This is a genomic window from Chryseomicrobium aureum (assembly GCF_043182735.1).
Classification (GTDB): Bacteria; Bacillota; Bacilli; order Bacillales_A; family Planococcaceae; genus Chryseomicrobium; species Chryseomicrobium aureum.
The window spans coordinates 843,020-866,507 of the sequence record NZ_CP171117.1; the positions used below are offsets into that span (position 1 = coordinate 843,020).

General features: G+C 41.7%; 20 protein-coding genes and 1 other annotated feature. Of the genes, 16 read left to right on the top strand and 4 right to left on the bottom strand.

Annotated elements, in window-relative coordinates:
- Positions 1–68 precede the first annotated feature (68 nt).
- A complete protein-coding gene (yhfH, locus tag ACF3OH_RS04605) occupies positions 69–197 on the bottom strand; it encodes a protein YhfH (RefSeq protein WP_204588830.1) in 129 nt (42 codons plus the stop codon).
- A gap of 122 nt (positions 198–319) precedes the next feature.
- On the opposite strand from yhfH, the gene ACF3OH_RS04610 reads away from it, so the two are divergent.
- The 7 genes from ACF3OH_RS04610 (at position 320) to ACF3OH_RS04640 (ending at position 9,523) form a co-directional block, all read left to right on the top strand.
- Positions 320–1,312, top strand: a complete 993-nt coding sequence (locus ACF3OH_RS04610; protein ID WP_204588831.1) for a lipoate--protein ligase — start codon at positions 320–322, stop codon at positions 1,310–1,312.
- A 69-nt stretch (positions 1,313–1,381) separates the two neighbouring features.
- Positions 1,382–2,086: a winged helix-turn-helix domain-containing protein gene (locus ACF3OH_RS04615; RefSeq protein ID WP_392456004.1), complete on the top strand. Its 705-nt coding sequence runs from the start codon at positions 1,382–1,384 to the stop codon at positions 2,084–2,086.
- A gap of 1 nt (position 2,087) precedes the next feature.
- Complete coding sequence (locus ACF3OH_RS04620) at positions 2,088–3,086, top strand: sensor histidine kinase (RefSeq protein ID WP_392456006.1); 999 nt, start codon at positions 2,088–2,090, stop codon at positions 3,084–3,086.
- A 1-nt stretch (position 3,087) separates the two neighbouring features.
- The gene (locus ACF3OH_RS04625; RefSeq protein WP_204588834.1) at positions 3,088–3,861 is read left to right on the top strand and encodes an ABC transporter ATP-binding protein; all 774 of its coding nucleotides are present in this window, start codon (positions 3,088–3,090) and stop codon (positions 3,859–3,861) included.
- A complete protein-coding gene (locus tag ACF3OH_RS04630; RefSeq protein ID WP_204588835.1) occupies positions 3,833–5,755 on the top strand; it encodes an FtsX-like permease family protein in 1,923 nt (640 codons plus the stop codon). Before ACF3OH_RS04625 ends, ACF3OH_RS04630 begins: the two co-directional genes overlap by 29 nt.
- Positions 5,756–5,864: 109 nt before the next feature.
- Positions 5,865–7,415, top strand: a complete 1,551-nt coding sequence (locus ACF3OH_RS04635) for a fatty acid--CoA ligase family protein (RefSeq protein ID WP_392456007.1) — start codon at positions 5,865–5,867, stop codon at positions 7,413–7,415.
- 146 nt (positions 7,416–7,561) lie between these two features.
- A complete protein-coding gene (locus ACF3OH_RS04640) occupies positions 7,562–9,523 on the top strand; it encodes a prolyl oligopeptidase family serine peptidase (RefSeq protein ID WP_392456008.1) in 1,962 nt (653 codons plus the stop codon).
- A gap of 352 nt (positions 9,524–9,875) precedes the next feature.
- On the opposite strand, the gene ACF3OH_RS04645 is transcribed toward ACF3OH_RS04640, so the two are convergent.
- The 3 genes from ACF3OH_RS04645 to ACF3OH_RS04655 form a co-directional block, all read right to left on the bottom strand.
- Entirely contained in the window at positions 9,876–10,652 is a 777-nt protein-coding gene (locus ACF3OH_RS04645; protein WP_392456009.1) for an enoyl-CoA hydratase-related protein, read from the bottom strand.
- Between the two features lie 86 nt (positions 10,653–10,738).
- Complete coding sequence (locus ACF3OH_RS04650; protein ID WP_392456701.1) at positions 10,739–11,644, bottom strand: LCP family protein; 906 nt, start codon at positions 11,642–11,644, stop codon at positions 10,739–10,741.
- A gap of 136 nt (positions 11,645–11,780) precedes the next feature.
- Complete coding sequence (locus tag ACF3OH_RS04655; RefSeq protein WP_392456010.1) at positions 11,781–12,428, bottom strand: YigZ family protein; 648 nt, start codon at positions 12,426–12,428, stop codon at positions 11,781–11,783.
- A gap of 348 nt (positions 12,429–12,776) precedes the next feature.
- Between ACF3OH_RS04655 and ACF3OH_RS04660 the strand changes: the two genes are divergently transcribed.
- From ACF3OH_RS04660 to ACF3OH_RS04700, 9 genes are all read left to right on the top strand, one after another.
- Positions 12,777–13,451 carry a response regulator gene (locus ACF3OH_RS04660; RefSeq protein WP_392456011.1) on the top strand — a complete coding sequence of 225 codons (675 nt, stop codon included), beginning with the start codon at positions 12,777–12,779 and terminating at the stop codon, positions 13,449–13,451.
- Between the two features lie 489 nt (positions 13,452–13,940).
- Complete coding sequence (locus ACF3OH_RS04665) at positions 13,941–14,534, top strand: nuclear transport factor 2 family protein (RefSeq protein ID WP_392456013.1); 594 nt, start codon at positions 13,941–13,943, stop codon at positions 14,532–14,534.
- A 124-nt stretch (positions 14,535–14,658) separates the two neighbouring features.
- On the top strand, positions 14,659–15,984 hold the full coding sequence (locus tag ACF3OH_RS04670) for a DEAD/DEAH box helicase (RefSeq protein ID WP_392456015.1): 1,326 nt from the start codon (positions 14,659–14,661) through the stop codon (positions 15,982–15,984).
- A gap of 89 nt (positions 15,985–16,073) precedes the next feature.
- The gene (locus tag ACF3OH_RS04675; protein ID WP_392456016.1) at positions 16,074–16,592 is read left to right on the top strand and encodes a ComF family protein; all 519 of its coding nucleotides are present in this window, start codon (positions 16,074–16,076) and stop codon (positions 16,590–16,592) included.
- A gap of 169 nt (positions 16,593–16,761) precedes the next feature.
- Positions 16,762–18,429, top strand: a complete 1,668-nt coding sequence (ilvD, locus tag ACF3OH_RS04680; protein WP_204588843.1) for a dihydroxy-acid dehydratase — start codon at positions 16,762–16,764, stop codon at positions 18,427–18,429.
- Positions 18,425–18,642, top strand: a binding site (T-box leader). It overlaps the preceding gene by 5 nt.
- 61 nt (positions 18,643–18,703) lie before the next feature.
- Positions 18,704–20,413 carry a biosynthetic-type acetolactate synthase large subunit gene (gene ilvB, locus ACF3OH_RS04685; RefSeq protein WP_392456017.1) on the top strand — a complete coding sequence of 570 codons (1,710 nt, stop codon included), beginning with the start codon at positions 18,704–18,706 and terminating at the stop codon, positions 20,411–20,413.
- On the top strand, positions 20,410–20,925 hold the full coding sequence (ilvN, locus tag ACF3OH_RS04690) for an acetolactate synthase small subunit (protein ID WP_392456018.1): 516 nt from the start codon (positions 20,410–20,412) through the stop codon (positions 20,923–20,925). The genes ilvB and ilvN overlap by 4 nt, the downstream gene beginning before the upstream one ends.
- Before the next feature lie 12 nt (positions 20,926–20,937).
- Entirely contained in the window at positions 20,938–21,969 is a 1,032-nt protein-coding gene (ilvC, locus tag ACF3OH_RS04695) for a ketol-acid reductoisomerase (RefSeq protein ID WP_392456019.1), read from the top strand.
- A complete protein-coding gene (locus tag ACF3OH_RS04700) occupies positions 21,956–23,485 on the top strand; it encodes a 2-isopropylmalate synthase (protein WP_392456021.1) in 1,530 nt (509 codons plus the stop codon). The genes ilvC and ACF3OH_RS04700 overlap by 14 nt, the downstream gene beginning before the upstream one ends.
- Positions 23,486–23,488 lie beyond the last annotated feature (3 nt).

The window sequence follows — 23,488 nt, forward strand, 5'->3', positions numbered from 1 at the left end:
CGGGTACCTTGTCTGTTTTAAGCAGGGTACCCGGTTACTGTTTCGTATTCATTTTTAATAAATCTCCTTTAAGCTTGCGAGTTACACTTTTCACATTGCGTTTGATAGCACTCATGCATTTCTTCTAGTTTATCGCCACAAGTAGCACATTGTTTTGCAGGTAGGTTACGGAAATACTCTACTACGTTTTCAATCATTGTGTCCACCTCCATCTGTTATAGTACTGTTTAACTTATTTGAAGTGTAATATAACACAGATAACTTTGTCAACCCAAAACTTTCAGAATCATGTAAAATACTTATGAAGGGAGTTTTGACAATGCTTTTTATTGATAATAAAGGAATTACAGATCCTCGTATAAATTTAGCGATTGAAGAATATGCACTGACTACAATGGATGTGGAAAAAGATTCTTTCTTCCTGTTCTATATCAACCAACCGTCAATTATTATTGGACGCAATCAAAATACAGTAGAAGAAATCAACACAGATTTTGTAGAGCAAAATGGAATCATCCCGGTTCGTCGTCTGTCAGGTGGAGGCGCAGTGTATCATGATCTTGGGAATTTAAACTTTAGTTTCATCACAAAAGATGATGGGGAGAGCTTCCGGAACTTTAAGAAGTTTACGCAACCGATTGTAGATGCGTTAAAAGAAATGGGCATTGACGCAGAGCTTAGTGGGCGTAATGATATTATGGCTGAAGGCCGAAAGATTTCTGGCAATGCACAATTTGCAACAAAAGGCCGTATGTTTAGTCACGGAACACTTCTGTTCGATTCGGAAATGGATGCCGTCGTATCTGCTTTAAAGGTACGAAAAGATAAAATCGAGTCAAAAGGGATCAAATCGATTCGCAGTCGTGTTGCAAACATATCTGAATTCTTAGAGCAACCTATGTCGATAGAAGAATTTAAGAAGCGTCTTTTGATTTCTATCTTCGGTGGAGAACAAAACATTGTCTACCAAGAGCTTTCCGAACAAGACTGGGAAAATATCCATAAGCTCTCTGAAAAGCGCTACCAAGCGTGGGACTGGAACTTTGGGAAATCACCGAAGTTCAACTTGGATCACACACAGCGTTTTGCTCCAGGGTCAATTGACTTAAAGCTTCAAGTGACTAAAGGAAAGATTGAAGATGCAGCGATTTTTGGTGACTTCTTTGGAGTAGGGGACATGGCCGACGTTGAACAACGTTTGGTAGGAATCGACTACTCACGCAAAGCAATCGATGAAGCGCTCGCAGATATTGATATCCCGACGTACTTCGGTGGTATTACACGTGAAGAATTTTTATCTCTTATTTATTAATATGCGTTGAAACTAAACATGCTCACTCAGTCCTTGGGAGAGCTGTTTTTTTATAAGGAGGCGACGAATTTGGAGAAACACCGGATATTTATTGTAGAAGATGACGTGAAAATAGCTGAGATGTTAGCAGGAATGCTTGCTAGATATCAATATGATACACGTGTAGTTGAAGATTTCGACAAGATTGCGGAAGAAGCAGCTGTCTGGAATCCTCACTTAATTTTGTTAGATATTAATCTTCCGACGTATGACGGGTATTTTTGGTGCCGCGAACTGCGTCAAGTGACGACCTGCCCTATTATTTTTGTCTCGGCACGTACATCTGAAATGGACCAAGTATTTGCGATTGAAAATGGAGGAGACGACTACATCACGAAACCATTTCATTATGAAATCGTCTTAGCTAAAATAAAGAGTCATATACGAAGAACTTACGGTGAATATGCAGTGAAGCAAGAGGAGCGCACAGTAAAGCTTGGTAGTATGACATTATTTATGGAGCGACTAGAGCTGGATTGCAAGGGGACAATCGTGCCTTTACAAAAAAAAGAATGCGTTATATTGGAGTTATTGTTCGATCAGCATCCAAAAGTAGTATCACGCGAACGGTTGCTTGAAGAATTATGGGACGACCAATCGTTTGTAGATGAAAATACGCTCAATGTGAACATGACCCGCGTCCGGAAGAAACTTACGGACTATGGTGTGAAATCAACCATCGAGACAGTGCGCGGAGCAGGATACCGATTGCTCCTTCATCCGGAGGAAGGATGACGTGATCCGTTTATTTATACGTGAACACCTTATCTCTCTTTTGTTTCCTGTATTCATTGCATTTTTAGGAATTTTACTGTACAGCTTAGACGGCTATCAATCTATTAATACAATGATATATGTCGTTGTATTAACAATTATTTTAACGCTACTCGTCCATTTTTATTTGTATTTACGAAAGTACAAGTATTATAAACGATTGCTCACACCACCTAAGGCGATGGAAGATTTATTAGAGAAAATTTACCCGTCTCCAGAACAGAAACAAGAGCAACTTTACTGGCAACAATTGTACCGGTTGTATCAGCAGGAAGTACAACGTCTCTACGCCGCCCAAAAAAGACATTTACAATTTATGAATGGTTGGGTTCACCAAATGAAGACGCCAATAGCAGTCATTGAGATGATGGCCCAGCAAGATGAAAAATTAGATAGTCAATCTGTCAGTGAAGAAACGGAGCGAATCAAAAAAGCATTAGAAGCTGTTCTGATGAATGCGCGTCTTGATACATTTGAAGAAGATCTACGGATTGAAAAAGTAAATTTAAGTGAACTGGTGACATCCGTAATCAATGAAAACAAGCGGTTGTTTATTAAACGACAAGTGTTTCCTGTGGTCGAAGTGGATGACAGTCTAGTCGTATCCACAGACCGTAAGTGGCTTCAATTCGTCATATCTCAGTTCATTACAAATGCGGTCAAGTATTCGTTTACTCCGCAATCCAAAATTTGGGTGTCGACTTCATGTGGCGAGTCCGATTGTCGGTTAATCGTCAAAGATGAAGGAATTGGTATTCCAAAGAGTGATTTAAAACGTGTAACGCGCGCTTTCTTTACAGGTGAAAATGGGCGTAAAACAGGCGAATCGACAGGTATGGGTCTATACATTGCAAATGAGGTAAGTACAAAGCTCGGTCATGAGCTGACAATTGAGTCAGAAGTTAATCAAGGAACAACGGTTACATTGACTTTTGGGGATTATGAGAAAGTAGGGGACTAAAATGGCAGTTGTTAAAGCAAATCATATTACCAAAATCTACGACGGGAAAGTTGCACACTCTGCCATTAATCAACTGTCATTTGAAGTGGAAAAAGGAGAATTCCTGGCCATTATGGGTCCTTCGGGCTCGGGCAAAACGACGCTTTTAAATATACTCTCCACAATCGATCAACCCACCTCTGGGACCTTAACAATTGATGGGCAAGACCCACAATCGTTATCAGCGAAGCAATCTGCTTTATTTCGGAGAGAACGTTTGGGGTTTGTGTTTCAAGATTTCAACTTACTACCTTCGCTAACAGTAGAAGAAAACATGGTATTGCCACTGACACTCGCAAATCAAACAGTTTCTGAAATGCAGACACGTTTAGATGAACTTGTCACGGAACTTCATCTTGAATCGGTGCGTGCTAATTTTCCAAATGAATTATCTGGGGGACAAGCGCAGAGAACAGCGATTGGACGTGCGCTTATTCATCAACCGACAGTCCTTCTTGCAGATGAACCAACCGGAAACTTGGACTCGAAAGCTTCGAAAGATGTGTTGGAACTATTGACACGGGTGAACAGAGAATTGGATACCACGATTATTATGGTGACACATGATCCGATTGCAGCAAGCTATTGCGACCGGGTGCTGTTTATTAAAGATGGGGAATATTTCAATGAAATCTACAAAGATGATTTACGCCAAACATTCTTCCAGCGTATTTTAAATCTACTCTCGCTACTTGGAGGGAACGTTAATGACCTTTCTACAGTTCGCCTATCGTAATGTAGTGCGAAACCGCAGGGTCTATGCGGCGTATTTTATGGCGAGCAGCTTTTCTGTCATGGTGTTCTTTATTTATTCCATGTTATTATTCCATCCATCCATTGAAAATCAATTCATACAAGACATTGCCTTTATGGGGATGGCTGTAGCGGATGTCGTGTTAGTCATCTTCACATTGTTTTTTTTATTGTATTCTTTGAGTGCTTTTTTACAGGCTCGATCCAAAGAATTTGGGATTTTGCAGCAACTGGGAATGGATCGTGGTCAACTACAGCGTTTAGTCTTTACGGAAACAATGATTTTAGGGATTTTCGCATTAGCAACGGGGCTCTTTTTTGGCTACATTTTCACGAAGTTTTTCTTTATGATCATTCGTGCCATGCTTGTTCTTGAAAGTCTGCCTCTTTACTTCAGTCTAGAGCCCTTTTTACTAACGACGGTTGTCTTTGTCACCCTTTTTATCATTATTTCAATTGCAGGAAGCGTGTTTATTAGGCAGAGCCCGATTGTTCAGTTAATGATTGGGGGAAATCGCGTTAGTGAGTCGACACATTACTCTACTGTTGGGGCATGGGTCTCATTCGGTTTGCTTTCTGTCGCCTATGGTCTCGTAATTTACTCCTTGTTTACTATGAATGTGTGGTGGTCACCAGTGATCGTGCTCTGTGCGATCTGGGGAAGCTACTATTTCTTTAAAGATGGAATGTTGTATTTAATCTATTCGTTACGAAATCATAAAAATGTATATTGGCGATCAACGCGTATTGTGACGTTTTCAGATGCCATTGAAAAGATTCGTGAGAACTCTCGTATGTACTTTATTGTGACGATGGTCTCGACTTTAGCTATAATCTCAGTTGGGGTGGTTGCTTCATTAACTAGCTTTGCAAATCAATATAGAGAAAGCAATCCCATCAGTGTACTCTATTTGAGCGAAGCGACAAACCCTTTTGAGCGCCAACATATCGCGGGTTTGACTGCAGACTTTTACGAGCAAAACTTAACTTATACTCTCTTGACTGCACCGATTGTAAAACAAACATCTGCCGCTACAAATGACCCGGTTCATTTATTACGTGAAACCGACATCAATACAATAGCCGCTGTATTAAAGGAACCCTTGATTGATCTTGAGCCAGGGGAAGGGATGCGATTTGGTCAACCGGTGAACGAGGCGAACCAGCAATTGATTCACCTCAGAGAAAATACAATTTATTTTCATGTGGGAGAAGGCTATATGCACTTCCCCCTACCAGAAGCCGCTTTTGACGGCCCGGCTTATATTTTGTCGGATGAAGATTATGACCGAATTTCAAATGCCTATCTCTATGGTCGATGGGATGAAAATTTGACAACAATATTTGCGTTTCACGTACCTGATTGGTTACGAACAGATGCTATTGGTTTGGATCTCGATCGGGAAATGATTGCCTCCTACGAAACAGGAGAACAGCTGCCGTTTTACTTTGATAACCCAGGACTCAACTATTCGTATATTAGTTCCACATTCTCGCTTTTACTTGTCACTGGACTCTTAGTAGCTGCTGTACTAATTCTTGCGGCGGGCAGCTTTATCTACTTTAAGTTCTACACAAATCTCGAGAAAGATAGACGACAGTTTGAAGTATTACGACATATGGGACTGACAAACCAAGAATTGCGTATGATTGCAGATCGCCAGTTATATCCGCAGTTTTTCTTACCGTGGGGACTTGCTATGCTCCATGCTACCTTCTCATTTTTATTTTTACAGGCAGTTTGGGTCGATATTGCAGCACTGTCCATTGCGATGGAAATGCTAATCGTACTTGGCGTATTCACAACCATTCAAGCAGCATATTATTTCTTGATTCGTTGGCGCTATTTAGCGCATCTTCAATTAAATGATGAGTAAAGCTCTCCTTTTGGAGGGCTTTTTTTTAACATTGCTATTCGGTGGAATTTTTAGTAGAATGAAAACTATGAAATGAATGACTATTCATTCAATTTGAAAGGGGAATTCTATGAGTCTAGTTTCACGCGTACAGCAACAGGCTGTGCAAAATCCAACGAAAGCAGCATACAGTTTCATGGGGAAAGAGACGTCTTATGCAGAGTTTGAAGGAACAGTCGCAAAATTTGCAGGAGCATTACAAACTCTTGGCGTTAAAAAAGGAGACAATGTTGCCTTTTTATTAGGAAATACACCTCATTTTTTGATTTCACTTTATGCAACAATGCGTTTGGGTGCTACAGCAGTACCGATCAATCCGATTTATACACCGGATGAAATTTCCTACATTATCAAAAATAGCGATGCAAAGGTAGTCATTGCTCTTGATTTGTTATTGCCATTCGTAGAGCAAGCTGCAGGAGCGTTCCCAAAAGTGGCACAATACATCATCTGTGAAACAACACCTGAAACAGGGGATAAGCTGCGTGCACTTCCAGAATCTTTACAAGCTAAAGTGAAACCGTTTTCAGTATTAGTTCAAGCAGGGGAGATGATTGCTCCGGTAGAAGTAGCGGACAATGATACTGCTATTATTTTATACACATCAGGAACTACAGGTCATCCAAAAGGCGCGATGTTGACGTTTGAAAACATTTTTTCAAATGCTCGAGATGTTGCAGAATATCTACAATTTTCGCCAAATGACCGGGTGCTTGCGACATTGCCTGTATTCCATGTATTTGCATTGACGGTCGTTGTAAACGCGCCACTCGTTACGGGGTCTACTATACTTTTAGTACCAAAATTCTCACCAGCAGATGTATTCCAAGTGGCTAAAGAAGAAAAGGCAACTGTCTTTGCAGGCGTACCTACGATGTACAATTTCTTATATCAATTCCCAGATGCAGATCCAGCAGACTTCTCAACTGTTCGACTTGCCATCTCGGGTGGAGCATCACTGCCTGTAGCGCTACTTCATAATTTTGAAGACAAATTTAACGTGCGTATTTCAGAAGGATACGGTTTATCAGAAGCCTCTCCAGTAACGTGTTTCAATCCACTAGACCGTGAACGAAAAGCAGGTTCCATTGGTACATCCATCATCAATGTGGAAAACAAAATTGTAAATGAACTTGGTGAGGAGTTACCTGTAGGAGAAGTTGGAGAACTGATTGTACGAGGCCCCAATGTAATGAAAGGCTATTACAACATGCCGGAAGAAACAGCCAATGCAATTCGTGATGGGTGGTTATATACAGGAGACCTTGCACGAAAAGATGAAGAAGGGTACTTCTATATCGTTGATCGTAAAAAAGATATGATCATCGTTGGAGGCTACAACGTGTATCCTCGTGAAGTGGAGGAAGTGTTGTTCGCGCATCCTGGAATTTTAGAAGCAGCTGTAGTCGGCGTACCAGATCTAAACTTTGGTGAGCAAGTGCTGGCATTTGTAGTTCTAAAAGACACAGCACTTTTAACAGACGAGGTAGAAGCATTCTGCCGTGAAAAGCTTGCGAAATACAAAGTTCCAACTCGAATCGAAATACTTGAAGAACTTCCGAAGAACACAACAGGAAAAATTCTCCGCCGTACATTAAAAGAACAATCCACTACAAACTAATACTATTGCCAGTTTTCTCCCTAGTACACAAATAGGGGAGGGAGCTGGTTTTTTTATTATCTTTTGTATGAATAGTTTGGCGATTTAAATAAATTCAAGTATACTGAGAAGGTATTTTGATAACCGAAATAAAAGGAGTGTGTCTTATGACGAAACAAAAAGTAACTGCTCAAGATATCACAGAAATTACATCTGTTGCGGCTCCAGTCTTTCACCCAACAGAAGATAAAGTTGCCTATGTAGCCACTGCAATCAATGCGGAAAAAAATACATATGAAAGCAGTATATATGTAACAACGGTCACAGGCGAGCCAGTGCAATGGACACATCAAAAAGACCGAATTTCATCGGTGAAATGGTCCCCAAATGGAAGCTATTTATCATTTCTGTCTAACCGGAATGAGAAAAATCAGCTCTATATTTTGCCAGTTGCAGGAGGAGAAAGCCGCCAACTGACAACACTCCCATATGGTGTTTCTAGTTATGAATGGGATCCTTCAGAACAAACTCTATGGATTACAGCACGTTATGATGACGAAACAGGATGGGAAAAACCTGAAGAAAAAAAGGATGAATTTCCAAAAACCTATACAGCAAAGAAGATGAAATACATTCAAGATGGCGGCGGTCTTGTGGATCACTCGAAGTATTCACAAATCGGCAGGATTTCACTCGATGGAAACCTTGAGTTATGGTCAAATGAACATAAAAACGAATCTGTTCAAGCGGTTTCACCCGATGGAAAACAACTCGTGATTTCATCAACTACGCTTGAAGATGATCAAGTGTTTGAATCTGCCGTGTATTTAGCAGATGTTGAAACTAAAACTAAAACTGCTGTAACCAATGAACCTGGATATTATGGAGGCGCTGCATATTCTAAAGATGGCTGTTATTTGGCATTTGTAGGATCAAATCGCACATTTGAAAACGCGACGCATTCGAACGTCTATGTATATGATCTACAAGCAAAAACAGTAGAAAGTCTTACAGAAGGTCTAGATGCACCAGTAGGCGATTATGTCGTAGCAGATGTACAACAAGGAGCAAGTGCGCCATCTGTTGTGTGGACGAAAGACAATCATCTGTATTTCCAACTCTCCACACAAGGAGACGTGCGCATTTACGCAGCGGCTCTTGATGGACAGATTTATCCAGTAACGGGTGAAAATGAACATGTCTATGGATATTCAGTGAATGCAGACGCAACTACACTTGCTGTAACTGTGAGTAATCCCGTATTCCCTGGTGAGTTAATTTTTCTCGAGATTCAAAGTGGAGAGAGAAAACAAAAAACAAATCATAACAAAGACTACATGGAGACGAAGCAGTTAATTGAGCCAGAAGCGATTGTCTTTGAAGGACCACTCGGTTGGCAAGTGTATGGCTGGTTAATCAAACCACCTGAAGCACAAGAGGGGAAAGTGCCACTTGTGACAAATATTCATGGTGGGCCTCATGCATTTTATGCAAATACGTTTTTCCATGAGATGCAGCTACTGGCATCACAAGGGTTCGGTGTCCTGTATATCAATCCGCGCGGAAGTCATAGCTACAGCCAAGAATTTGTAGATGCCGTGCGCGGTGATTATGGTGGCAATGATTATCAAGACATCATGGCAGCAGTTGATTATGTCGTAGAGCAGTATGAGTGGGTTGATTCAAATCGTCTTGGTGTGACAGGTGGGTCCTACGGCGGTTTCATGACAAACTGGATTGTCGGCCACACAGATCGTTTCAAAGCAGCTGTAACACAGCGATCTATTTCGAACTGGATTAGCTTCTACGGCGTCTCAGATATCGGCTATTATTTTACGGAATGGCAAATTCAAAGTGATATGACAGATATCGATAAACTATGGGACCATTCTCCACTCAAGTATGCGGCAAATGTAACTACTCCTTTATTGATTTTACATGGTGAAGATGATTTACGTTGTCCAATCGAACAAGCACAACAACTTTATATCACCTTGAAGCGGATGGGGAAAGAGACGGAGTTTGTGCGATTCCCGAATGCGGATCACAATCTCTCTCGTACAGGTCTGCCAAACCTACGCATTGCGCGTTTAGAAGAAATTACAGGGTGGTTCGTAAATCGCCTTTAAGTTGAAAGTTTACTATGTTTTATAGTGCGCAAAAGGAGTTTCTCAGTCCAGTCGAGAAACTCCTTTTGAATGTTGTATGGTGTGCAGGGGAAGCGTTCCGCGGGCGCGGGCTGAGCCAAGGTCGAGTTGCGAACGCCAGAAATACACTCCGGAATCAGCCGCACCCACAAAGGCTGAACTTCGCCTTCATGGGCACGTCTGATTTCCTCGGAATTTCTAGAGCGGCGTTCTCCACATCTAAAGCAAGGTCTCAGCTTCCGCTTTTAATCCCGCTGGAGTCACCCCTACACACTTTTTAAGTTTGATACTACAACTATTCTTGTGTAAAACTCAATTCTACCTAGCATAAATTTTATTTTCCTTTGAATTGTGGCTTCCGCTTTTCACCAAAGGCAAGCAATGCTTCCACACGATCTTCTGTAGGAATCGTAAGTTCATAAGCTTTTCGCTCAATTTGAAGGCCTGTTTGCAAATCTGCATTCATACCATTTTTTACAGCAAATTTCGCTTGAACTAAAGCGACAGGACCGTTCGAAAGTATCGAAAGTGCAAATTCTTCTGTCTGATCCACAAGGGCGTCATCTGGAGCGACTTGCGTAAGTAAACCATAAGAATGTGCTTCTTCGGCAGTCAATTTTCTAGCTGTTAAAATCAATTCAAGAGCTTTGGATTCCCCAATCAAACGAGGTAGACGTTGTGTCCCTCCAGCCCCAGGAATGATGGCCAAGCTAGTCTCTGTAAGACCCATTACACTTTTTTGTGAGGCAATACGGAAATCACAAGCAAGAGCAAGCTCCATACCGCCACCAAATGCAAACCCATCAATCATAGCAATTGTAGGCTGGGGCAAGTTTTCGATTGTTGTAAAAACCTCACCAATTTTGTATAGATTTCGTTTTACTTGTTCAGTAGTTAATGTCTTTCGTTCTTTGAGGTCAGCCCCAACACTAAACGCACGTCCGCCAGCTCCCCTAAAAATCACTAAGCGAATATCTGGGTTGATGCGAATAGCATCGACCACTTGACCAAGTTCTGAGAGCATATCATAATTAAACGCGTTCATCGCATCTGGTCGATGCAAAGTGACAACCGCCAGGTGTTCTTTTTGTTCGTAAAGCAATGTTTCCATGTCAATCCCTCCCCATTCTAGACTACCATTTTCAAAATTCGCTGTCACTCCATGAAAAAAGCCTTCCGCAGAGGGAAGGCTAGACTTTAGTTAGTTGTTGCATCTTGTGCAAATTCAGATGAACCCGGTTTTAAATCTAAATGAGTTTGAAGAATAGAGGATGTTTCTTCTAAGCTTTCTTGATCTAGCTGCCAGTAATATGTGCCTGTTGTCATATCATCATATCCTTCTAAGGTAAGTGTTTCCACTTGGGGGCGTCCTTTCGTCAAATAATCGAAAAATGAACGCATCTCATCAAATGTTAAATCGGTCTTCATATTATTTCCGACAGCATCGATGACATCTCCGTAACGTGTAAACGAGGAAGCAGAAGCAGCTTTTTGAATAATCGCTTCTAAAATCATTTGTTGTCGTTTTCCACGTTCGATATCATTGTCAAGTTTACGTGTTCGAGCTAGTGCCAAAGCTTCTCGACCATCCAATAGCTGGCGACCTTCTTTTAATTCGACTGTGTATTGATCATTTTCATCAAGTTCCAAGTGATCATAAGGAACGTCGACATTGACGCCGCCTAGGGCATCCACAGTATCAATAAACGCATTGAAATTCATTTTTACATAATAATCTATTGGAATATCCAAAAGCTCTTCGACTGTCTCAATTGAAGCTCGTGTGTCTCCATATGCATGCGCGTGTGTAATTTTATCTTCATAACCGACTTCTGGGATATACACATAAGAGTTACGTGGAATACTCACAAGTTTAATGGACTTATCTTCATTATTCAGTGTTGCAACCATTAAGGCATCAGACCGACTTGAATCTTGTCCTTCACTGCGTTTTTCGCTGTCATCAATTCCTACAAAGAGAATGGATACATTGTCAGTTAAAGGTTCAACTTCCTCTTCTCTTAATTCAGAGCCATTCGCGCGATCGGCTAGCGCTTCAAAACTACGTTCTGCAGCAACCTCGGCACGTTTTGTCAAATACACGCCATAAGTAGCAGATAAGATTGCCACCGTTCCGAACAAGATTAAAACGAATAAATAATCGTGCGCTTTTTCGATCGTTTTTTTGTTTGTGTTCTATTCATTTTTAAACGCCTCCTGAAGATTTTAAAATCTTCATTTATAATTCCGTGTCATGTTTATCAAATTCCAGGTAATGGATGGCTTGCTGGTGGAATTTACATGTAGCACTTGTCAAAGAAGTCATCCAATCCTCAAAAACTTGGGTGTCTTTTTCATTAACATAAACCAATAGTTCTACCTTATCTGTATACCTGATTTCATCCAGTCTATAAACATTTTGACGCAATTCATTTTCAACTTTGCCAAGTAAGGTGTAATCAATTTCTACACTATAGAGCTGATGACGTACACGTTGAACAATTCCTGTATGTTTAAGTCCTTCAGATACAGTACTTCCATAGGCGCGAATCAATCCACCGCCGCCTAACTTAATTCCACCAAAGTAACGAGTAACTACAGCAGTCACATTTCGAAGGTCTTGTTTTTTTAGAACTTCTAACATAGGAACGCCTGCTGTGCCACTAGGTTCCCCATCATCTCCAGCCTTTTGAATTGCATTGTTTTCGCCAATCACGTAAGCAAAACAATTGTGATTTGCAGATTTATGCTGTGTACGTATTTCATTGATAAATTCTTGCGCTTGTTGTTCAGAATCTGTCCGTTTTAAATGACAAATAAAGCGAGATCTTTGAATGACAATCTCATGGGAAGACGACTTTTTGATTGTATAATAATTAGAATTCATTGCATACTCCTTTAGTGAAATGAAATCGTTCTGTAACGTAATTTTAATATGTTATTGGGAAATTAGTGCTATAATGGTTTCTGTCAGGTTTTTAATTTGAGTAACTTGAGATACAGAAGTGCACATCCGAACTAGGAGTTGAAAACTAGAAGATAGAAGTGTATATCACGTACCTACAAAACTTCTAACTCGTGCAGGAGTTAGAAATGGGAACATTTTATGCGACAAGATCGTCTTATTATACGTGGTATTGGCTTACTTTGTAAAAGAAGTCGCATGAACGTTTAATGAGGCAATGAATGAGGAATAAGAATGATAAATGCATTGCTGATATAGGAGGATATTCATATGACGAAAATTGTAATTATAGATGATCACCAATTATTCCGCGAAGGAGTAAAGCGAATTTTAGATTTTGAAGAAACGTTTGAGGTAGTAGCAGAAGGGGACGATGGTACAGATGCAGTGCATCTATACGAGAACTACCGCCCTGATATTATTTTAATGGATATCAATATGCCGAATAAAAGCGGAATTGAAGCTACAGCTGAATTGATCAGTCACTACCCAGAGGCAAAGGTAATCATGTTGTCGATACATGATGATGAATCATTTGTTTCAACGGCTTTGAAAACGGGCGCTTCTGGCTATATGCTAAAAGAAATGGACGCTAATGCTATCGTCCAAGGGATTAAAGTTGTGGATAAGGGCGGGAATTACTTACACCCGAAAGTTACCAAAAACCTTGTGAATGAGTTTAAACGTTTAAGTGAACGTGAGAATAAAGGGAATTTCCATCAAACAGACATTCGCCGCCCATTCCACTTGTTAACGAAGCGTGAATGTGAAGTATTGCAATTGCTCACAGATGGTCAGAGCAATCGTACAATTGGAGAGACTTTATTTATTTCGGAGAAAACGGTGAAAAACCACGTATCGAGTATTCTCCAAAAAATGAATGTTAATGACCGTACACAAGCGGTTGTTACAGCAATTAAAAACGGCTGGGTAGAAGTACGCTAATTTCCAGGCACCCCTTTTAAAGGGGTGCTTTTTGTTTGTATTTGAACGAAAACACTCGGGCTGTGAGATAATTAGTTTCCATAATATGACTTCGGTAGAATAAATTTCGATTTGGGTAGAATAAATCGGGAGTAGGGTAGAATAAATTCTCTATTCGTCCGATGAACGCTCGCTCAGTTCCTTTAGTGGCGTTTCAAAGGTGAAATAAAGTTACTCTGAGCTGATTATAATTGGAAATCCCTCCACCCAGATCGCCACGCCCTCGAAAAGCAGCCCCGGAATGGAGCTAAACGTGTAATTCAACAAGATTTATATAGGGTTTATTTAAAAATGAGGAGAGAGAGGGAAGGAACCTTCCAAAACGAATCACGTCGTATAAAGTGTGTAGACGTTCCAACAAAAAGCGACAGTTTATTGACAATAGGAGATTCTGTTTGATTCCTTGTCAAAACTATGCCAAAATACGTCTAGCACAGGAGGAATGAACCCGTGAAAAAACTTGTAAAATTTGGTTTTCTCGCTCTCATAAGTTTTCTACTTTTAGCCGCTTGTTCATCACAGGATGAAGAAGTCAATTCAAGTTCAGCTGGCGACTTAGTGCCTCAAGGAGCAGGACAAATTGAAACACATTCTGCCACTGAGAATACTGAATCGACAGAAGGACAACAAACTGAAGTAGGATTTGAAATGTCTGGCGAATCTATAGAAGAAGCAGCAAATGTTCCGCAAGAAGAACAAGCAGCAATCTTAGAGGCATTTAGTACTTATATTGAAGCATTCAATGAAGAAGATATTGATACGTACATGTCTGTAATTTCGAGCGAACCAAAAGGTTTTAGCTATGAAACAGAGCATCAATTCGTGAAAGATACATTCGAACAATATGACACAGAGCGCATTGCAGAAGATGTTACCATCATCAACTATACAGAACAAGAAGCACAAGTTTACGCAAACATCGGAATCAACTTGGCTCAGAGTTCGACTGGTGGTAAATTTTCTAGTTCAGGTCGACAAGTAACTGTCTTCGCTAAAGAGGACGGGAACTGGTTAGTGACAAGTGTCTATTTTATTCGTGATTAATCCAAACCGCATCCGCTACTTAAGCGGGTGCGGTTTTTGATGTTTCACATAATTTGCAAGTGAGTCAGAAGGATTGTTATGATACGTGTGAGAGAAGCCTCCAAGATGGAAAAAGGAGAGCTACATGAACTATCAAGAGTACTTCGAAGGGAAAATTCAAGACCGAAAAACGATTCATCTTCCGGACAACGAGATTCAACAGTTAGTAGAACAGGACCTCATCGTAAGTTATCCAGGTGTAAAAGCGATAACGCCCTCTAGATTCTCCATGCTTAAATCCCCAATTTTTCAATGTATGCGTTGTCAATCTACTGATCCAAAAAAGTTTGCGACCCACTATTGTTTAAACTGCGCAAAAAATTGTACGTATTGTCGTCATTGTCTATCTATGGGCAAAGTCGCCCAGTGCACCCAACTTCTAAAGTGGAAGGGAACACTATCTTCTATCCAAGATACACCTTTGTTTACTTGGCAGGGGTCCTACTCAACTGACCAACGTCGAGCAGTAGACGAATGGATTGTAAGTTGTAATCAAGGGAAAAGTCATCTTGTGAATGCCGTCTGCGGAGCCGGAAAGACGGAAATTATGTTTGGAGCAATTCAGCATCTGCTCACGTTAAACAAACGTATTGCAGTTGCGTGCCCAAGAACAGATGTCATTCTAGAGCTCGAACCGCGATTTCAAGATGCATTTACAAATTGTCGAATCGACAGTTTGTATGGAGGGTCAGAAAAACCTTTAGGCCTGGGAACGATAACACTAGCTACCACACATCAACTTTATCGATTTCATGAAGCTTTCGATGTTGTGATTATCGATGAAGCGGATGCTTTCCCTTATTCAGCAGATCAGACACTTGTGAAAGCAGTAAAAAAATCATTGAAATCTGACGGTGTAATCCATATGATTTCGGCCACTCCAACGAAAAACCTTCTCTTTGATACTGAAACGGTATTGCCGAGACGATTTCACCAACACCCGCTACCTGTCCCACGCTATGAGAAATTACTCACCTATGAAAAGAGTTTAAAAAACAAAAAAATCCCTCCAAAGTTAGCAAACTGGATTTCTAAACAAATCGAGTCGAATTGTCCATTTCTTGTATTTTTTCCAAGCGTCCGTATGCTAGAAGAATTTCCAGGAGACTTAAAACGTGTTCACGCTGAACATCCAATGAGAAAAAACTATGTACAACTATTACGTAATGGAAAGATACCTGGACTACTCACAACGACCATTCTGGAAAGAGGCATCACGATTCGGAATTTACAAGTAGCCGTTGTGGGGGCTGAACAAGCTATTTTTACGAAAGAAGCATTGATTCAAATTGCTGGAAGAGTAGGGCGAGCTGCTGATGCACCAACAGGAGATGTCGTATTCTTTCATAGAGGCGTAACGGAAGAAATGCACAGAGCGAAAAAAGAAATTGAAAAGTTGAATGCGCTATGAACTGTTTACTTTGTGGAACCACCTATCATGAAATCAGTTGGTATGCTCTTGTTACGGGAAAACAGCCGCCAACTTGCAAGGATTGCCACTTGAAATTTAATTATATTGAAAGTACACCCAGTCGTACCTACTTTCAAGGTACACCACTTGAAGATTGTTTAGACTCGGTCACCTGTCTCTATGAATACAATGAGTGGATGAAAGACTATTTTCATCAGTACAAGCGTCTTGGAGATCACGCTCTGAGCAGGGTTTTTAGTCATCATTTCACTCGGGGTCCCTATATGCCGATTCCTATTTATCATGCTACATCTCCCTCTAAAACTTTCCCACACGTCGAAGCATTTCTGCCCAAAAAATCAACGCAACATCTTCTAATGAAGGTAGATGCAACTAATCAATCCCAGCGGACATTATCTGAACGACTTGTATCTTCCAATCCATTTCGCTGGATTTCAACGGAACCCCCACCTAAAGAAATTTATTTAGTCGACGACATTTATACAACCGGCACAACACTTCATCAAGCGGCGTATATAGCCAAACAAAATGGTGTACAAATTGTGCGAGGGCTTTGTTTAGCAGAAACTTTTTTAAAAAAAGAATAAAAATAGGACCGCGCACTATGCAACAGTTGTAAGCGATTACACCAATTCAAAACTTTCATAAAAAACTGATAATTCTAGAAAAGGGCGTTGACACAGGCATTTGTGGATTGTATGATAATTGCAATATATTTCATATTGCAGGATATTACATACAAAGATGGTGATGCAGTTGAGAAGTGACATGATAAAAAAAGGAATCGACAGAGCGCCACACCGTAGTCTACTTTATGCGACTGGTGTGAAGACGAAAGATCTTCAAAAACCATTTATTGGAGTTTGTAACTCATACATTGATATTATTCCAGGACATAAACACCTGAACCAATTCGCTGAGATTGTTAAAGAAGCGATTTGGGAAGCAGGTGGCGTACCTTTTGAATTCAATACAATTGGGGTAGATGACGGAATTGCGATGGGACACATTGGGATGCGCTATTCTCTTCCAAGCAGGGAGCTAATTGCTGATTCAGCAGAGACCGTTATCAATGCTCACTGGTTTGATGGAGTATTTTACATCCCAAACTGCGACAAAATTACACCAGGCATGCTGATGGCAGCTGTGCGTACCAACGTTCCTTCAGTATTTGTAACAGGAGGGCCTATGGAGGCTGGGGAATCTGCAGACGGTAAACCTCTTTCATTGACGTCTGTTTTTGAAGGGGTAGGGGCGTATAAGTCAGGGAAGATGTCAGAGCAAGAGTTGCTCGATATTGAACAAAATGCTTGTCCAACATGTGGGTCGTGTTCAGGGATGTTCACAGCAAACTCGATGAATTCCTTAATGGAAATTTTAGGTGTGACACCCCCAGGCAATGCGACAATCGTAGCGACATCAAAAGAACGTCATCGTTTGATAAAAGAAGCCGTTGGACACCTTTTACGGATGATTGAAGACGATGTGAAACCGCGTGACCTTGTCACAAAAGATGCAATTGATGATGCGTTTGCACTTGATATGGCAATGGGTGGTTCGACAAATACTGTGCTGCATACACTTGCCATTGCGCATGAAGCAGAAATCCCATACGAGATGGAACAGATTAACGAGGTAGCAAAACGAATTCCGTATCTTGCAAAGATTATGCCAGCGAGCGATTATTCGATGCACGACGTTCACTTAGCAGGAGGATTATCAGCAATCATTAAAGAGCTTTGTGAAATTCCAGGTGGGATTCATGGAGACCGGTTAACAATCACAGGAAAATCTGTATTTGAAAACGTAAAGGATGCAAAAATCTTAAATCCTGCCGTTATTCGACCAAAAGACAATCCCTATAGTCCTGTAGGAGGCTTGTCAGTTCTATTCGGAAATCTAGCTCCGGATGGAGGAGTAATTAAAGTTGGGGCAGTGGATCCCTCCATTCAAACATTTGAAGGGAAGGCAATCGTCTTTAATTCCCAAGAAGATGCACAGCAAGCAATTGACGATGGACGTGTGCAAGAGGGGCATGTTGTTGTGATTCGATATGAAGGACCAAAGGGTGGGCCAGGAATGCCAGAGATGCTTGCACCTACTTCGGCGATTCAAGGTCGTGGTTTAGGAACGAAGGTTGCTTTAATTACAGATGGTCGCTTTTCAGGCGCGTCGCGTGGAATCTCAATTGGACACATTTCCCCAGAAGCAGCAGAAGGAGGTCCTATTGCTTTAGTAGAGGATGGCGATACGATTGTGATCGACCTACCTAATCGCACGATACACCATGATGTAGATGAGAAAATTTTAGAAAAGCGCCAGCAACAATTACCAGTTTTCGAACCAAAAATCAAAAAAGGTTATTTAGCTCGCTACTCCAAACTTGTAACTTCTGCAAGTACAGGTGGCGTTATGAAAATATAAAGCGTTGAAGAGGTAAAAGATCAAGTGTGGACTATTGCAGAGAGCCGGTGGTGCTGAAAACCGGTATAGCCCCTTGTATCGACATCCCCTCTGAGCGAAGGATGAACGTCATCGACTAGTAAGTCCTTCCGGATCACACCGTTAACTAGTGACACACGAGGCAGCGAAAGCTGTGAAGTAGGGTGGTACCATGAAGTCAAATTCATCCCTATGCAAGGAACATCTCTGTTCATTTGCATAGGGTTTTTTTTATACCTAAAAAGGAGTGATACCAATGGTCATGCAGGCGGATAAACAGCAACTCAAACAACTTTCAGGTGCAGACGTGCTGATTGAACTGCTACACGAACAACAGGTTGAAATGATTTTCGGATACCCAGGAGGAGCTGTACTGCCGATTTATGACGCATTGTATCGCAACCCAATTCCTCATATTTTAGCGCGTCATGAACAAGGTGCTATACACGCAGCAGAAGGATATGCACGCGTAACTGGAAAACCGGGGGTAGTCATTGCTACATCGGGTCCTGGTGCAACAAATCTAGTAACAGGGATTGCAGATGCAATGATGGATTCATTGCCTCTCGTTATCTTTACTGGACAAGTAGCCAGCACGGTAATCGGGACAGACGCTTTTCAAGAAGCAGACATTATTGGTATTACGCAACCGATCACCAAACATAATTATCAATTAAAAGATGCAAAAAATCTCCCACGAATTGTACGAGAAGCATTTCATATCGCTTCGACAGGACGACAGGGACCGGTATTAATTGATATCCCTAAAAATCTGGCAGCGAACGCGGCCCAGCAGCTCAACTGGCAAGTTGAACCGATTCATCTACCTGGATATCAACCGACGACTGAACCGAATTATTTACAAATTCAAAAAGTGGCTGAGGCGATCAATCATGCGCAACGACCTTTGTTGTTGGTCGGAGCAGGGATTCTCGCTTCAAAAGCAACACAAGAAGTAGCACAATTTCTCGAGCTAACAAAAATGCCAGTTGTTTCAACTTTACTTGGTTTGGGTGTAGTGGATGCCGACCATCCGCAGTTTTTAGGAATGGCTGGGATGCACGGCACGTACACAGCGAATATGGCGATACAAGAATGTGACTTGCTCATCAATATCGGTGCACGATTTGATGACCGTTTGACTGGCAACCTAGCAGAGTTTGCACCGAAAGCAACTGTAGTTCATGTAGATATCGATCCCGCTGAAATCGGCAAGAATGTACCTACGTCCATCCCAATTGTGGCGGATGCAAAAACGGCTCTATCGGAATTGGTGCAATTTACGTACAACCCGACTACAAGCTTTGATTGGCAAGAAGCACAGCAAATCAGTAAGCAGCACTATCCACTTCACTACAGAGAGGATGGATTAAAAGCGCAACATATTTTGCAAATCGCACGAAATGTTACACGTGGGGAAGCAATTGTAGCAACGGATGTCGGGCAGCATCAGATGTGGGCAGCTCAGTATTATGGCTTTTCGGCACCACATAAATGGATCACATCAGGAGGGCTCGGCACGATGGGCTTTGGATTCCCAGCAGCAATCGGTGCACAGCTCGCATTTCCAGATGAGAAAGTACTTGCTGTTGTAGGAGACGCGGGTTTTCAAATGACCTTACAAGAGTTGTCGCTTCTTCAAGAAAAGAGATTGCCGGTCAAAATCCTTATCTTAAACAATCAAAGTCTCGGAATGGTAAGGCAGTGGCAAACGTCCTTTTATGAAGAAAGGTTTTCTCAGAGCTTGATGCCTGTCCAGCCAGACTTTGTGAAGCTCGCAAACGCCTATGACATTCAAGGTGTAAAGCTTGAGACGTTAGAAGAAGCCGAGCGATTGCTTCCAGAACTCTTGCTTTCGAATGAACCCGTATTAATTGATTGTAGAATCGAGCAACTAGAACCGGTGACTCCAATGGTAGCACCTGGAAAAGCATTGCATGAAATGATTGGAGTGAAGCCGTTTTGAGACGAATCATTACTGTTACTGTCCTGAATCAAAGCGGCGTATTGAACCGTGTGACAGGTTTGATGATGAAACGCCAATTCAATATTGAAAGTATGACAGTCGGCCATACTGAACAACCAACTATCTCGAAAATGACGTTTGTTGTCCATGTTGAAGATGCACAAAAACTTGAGCAGTTGTTGAAACAGCTGCAAAAACAAATTGATGTTTTAAAAGTACAGGATTTGACGGACCAAGCGCTGGTAGAACGCGAGCTCGCCTTGATTAAAGTCCAAGCAAGTGCCACCAAGCGACTAGAGCTCGCAACACTAATTGAACCTTTCCGAGCACAGATAATCGATGCTGGAAAACAAGTCGTAACGTATCAACTGACGGGACGCCCTGATAAGATTGATGCTTTTGTAGAACTTGTTAGACCCTATGGAATTAAAGAATTAACACGAACAGGTGTGACGGCATTTACTCGTGAGCACCAAAAAGTACAGACACCAATTAAATTACTAACCTACTAGGAGGAATGGAAAATGACAAACATGTATTATAACCAAAATATCAACGAACAGGTATTACAAGGAAAGACAGTGGCAATCATCGGATACGGATCACAAGGGCATGCACATGCGCGCAACCTTCAAGATAGTGGCTTCCAAGTAGTGGTGGGTGTTCGTCCTGGAAAGTCTTTTGATCAAGCAAAAGAAGATGGTCTGCAAGTCACAACAGTTGCACAAGCCGCTGAACAAGCGGATGTCATCATGGTCCTCCTTCCAGATGAACGACAAAAAGCGGTATACGAGGCTGAAATTCAACCGCACCTAAAAGAAGGAAAAGCACTAGTTTTTGCACATGGATTCAATGTTCACTTTGATCAAATTGTAGCTCCTGAAGGGGTAGATGTGTTCCTAGTGGCACCGAAAGGACCAGGCCACCTAGTGCGTAGAACCTATGAAGCAGGAGCAGGTGTTCCAGCGCTGTTCGCAGTCCATCAAAATGCTACAGGGCAAGCGACAGAACTCGCACTGGCCTATGCAAAAGGAATTGGGAGTGCACGTGCAGGAGTGCTTGAAACGACGTTCAAAGAAGAAACGGAAACAGACCTTTTTGGGGAACAAGCCGTACTATGTGGGGGTCTAACTGCACTTGTAAAAGCTGGATTTGAAACACTTGTGGAAGCTGGGTATCAGCCAGAACTTGCTTATTTCGAAACAATGCATGAGTTAAAACTAATTGTAGACCTAATGTATGAAGGGGGTATGACAGGAATGCGCTACTCGATCTCAGACACGGCTGAGTGGGGAGATTTTGTATCGGGGCCTCGTGTAGTTGATGCAGATACAAAACAGCGTATGAAAGACATTTTGACAGATATCCAGCAAGGGAAATTTGCAAAAGAGTGGATTCAAGAAAATGAACAAAATCGACCGAATTATACACGAATCAAAGAAAGTGAAACTACACATCAGATCGAGGAGGTAGGTGCCAAGCTTCGTGAAATGATGCCGTTTGTGCAAGCAGCTAAACAACCGAAGAAGGAAGTGGTGACCAGTGGGCAAAATTGATATTTTCGACACAACATTACGAGACGGGGAGCAATCTGCTGGTATCAATCTAAACACGGCAGAAAAAGTAGAGATAGCACGTCAATTGGAGCGGTTTGGAGTCGCAGTCATTGAAGCAGGTTTTCCTGCTTCATCCCACGGGGACTTTGAAGCAGTGAAGCAAATTGCTCAAACTGTGAAAAACTCTACTGTTACAGGTTTAGCACGCGCAGTTCAATCCGATATTTTGACATCTTTTGAGGCGTTGAAGTACGGCGAGCAACCTCATCTACACACGTTTATCGCGACTTCACCAATCCATATGGAATACAAGTTGAAAAAAACACCGGACCAAGTAGTTGAAATTGCAGTCGAGTCCGTAAAGCTTGCGAAAAAATATTTCCCGCTCGTACAGTGGTCAGCAGAAGATGCCACACGTTCGAATAAAGAATTTCTTGCACGCATCATCACCGAGGTTATAAAAGCTGGTGCAACAACGATTAATATACCGGATACAGTTGGCTATGCCACGCCTTCAGAATACGGGGCATTGTTCCACTACCTTCGTGAAACAGTTCCAGGAATCGAAAAGGTGAAACTGTCAGCCCATTGTCACGATGATTTGGGACTTGCAGTAGCGAATTCACTGGCTGCCATCGAGAACGGGGCAACTCAAATCGAAGGGACGATCAACGGAATCGGAGAACGCGCTGGAAATGCAGCACTTGAAGAAATTGCTGTGGCTCTAAAAATTCGCGGAGACTATTATCAAACGGAATCCGGAATTGTATTAAAAGAAACGAAACGCACGAGTCAGCTGGTGAGTCAATTGACAGGTGTAATTATCCAACCGAATAAAGCGGTTGTTGGAAAAAATGCATTTGCGCACGAATCTGGGATTCATCAAGATGGCATGCTGAAAAATCCAGAGACATACGAAATTATCACGCCTGCAATGATTGGGGAAGTATCTACAGAACTGGTTCTTGGCAAACATTCTGGCCGACATGCTTTCATCAGCAGAGCAAAACAAATGGGCTTTGAATTGACGAACGAAAATTATGCAAAAGCATTTGTCGCATTCAAAGATCTTGCAGATCGTAAAAAGGAAATAACTGAAGAGGATTTATTTGTACTCTTAACAGATCAACAAGTACAAGCAGAAGATGTACCTGTCTATGTGTTGGAAAGCGTTCAAGTGCAATACGGTACTTCTAATATTCCGACGGCAACAGCGCGTGTAACGAGCCCGACTGGAGAAGTTGTAACGGTTTCTGATACTGGAGCAGGTTCTGTAGAAGCGATTTTCAATACACTTGAAAAAGTGGTTTCTGGGACCGTTCGCGTACTTGACTATCGTGTCACATCGGTGTCAAAAGGGCGAGATGCTCTGGGTGAAGCTGTCGTGAAACTACGTTTTGATGACAGAGACACCATTGGACGAAATGCTTCCCAAGATGTATTAGAAGCAAGTGCTAAAGCGTATTTAAATGCTATCAACCGTCAATTGCAACAAACATTAGTCGCCACAGTTTAACTA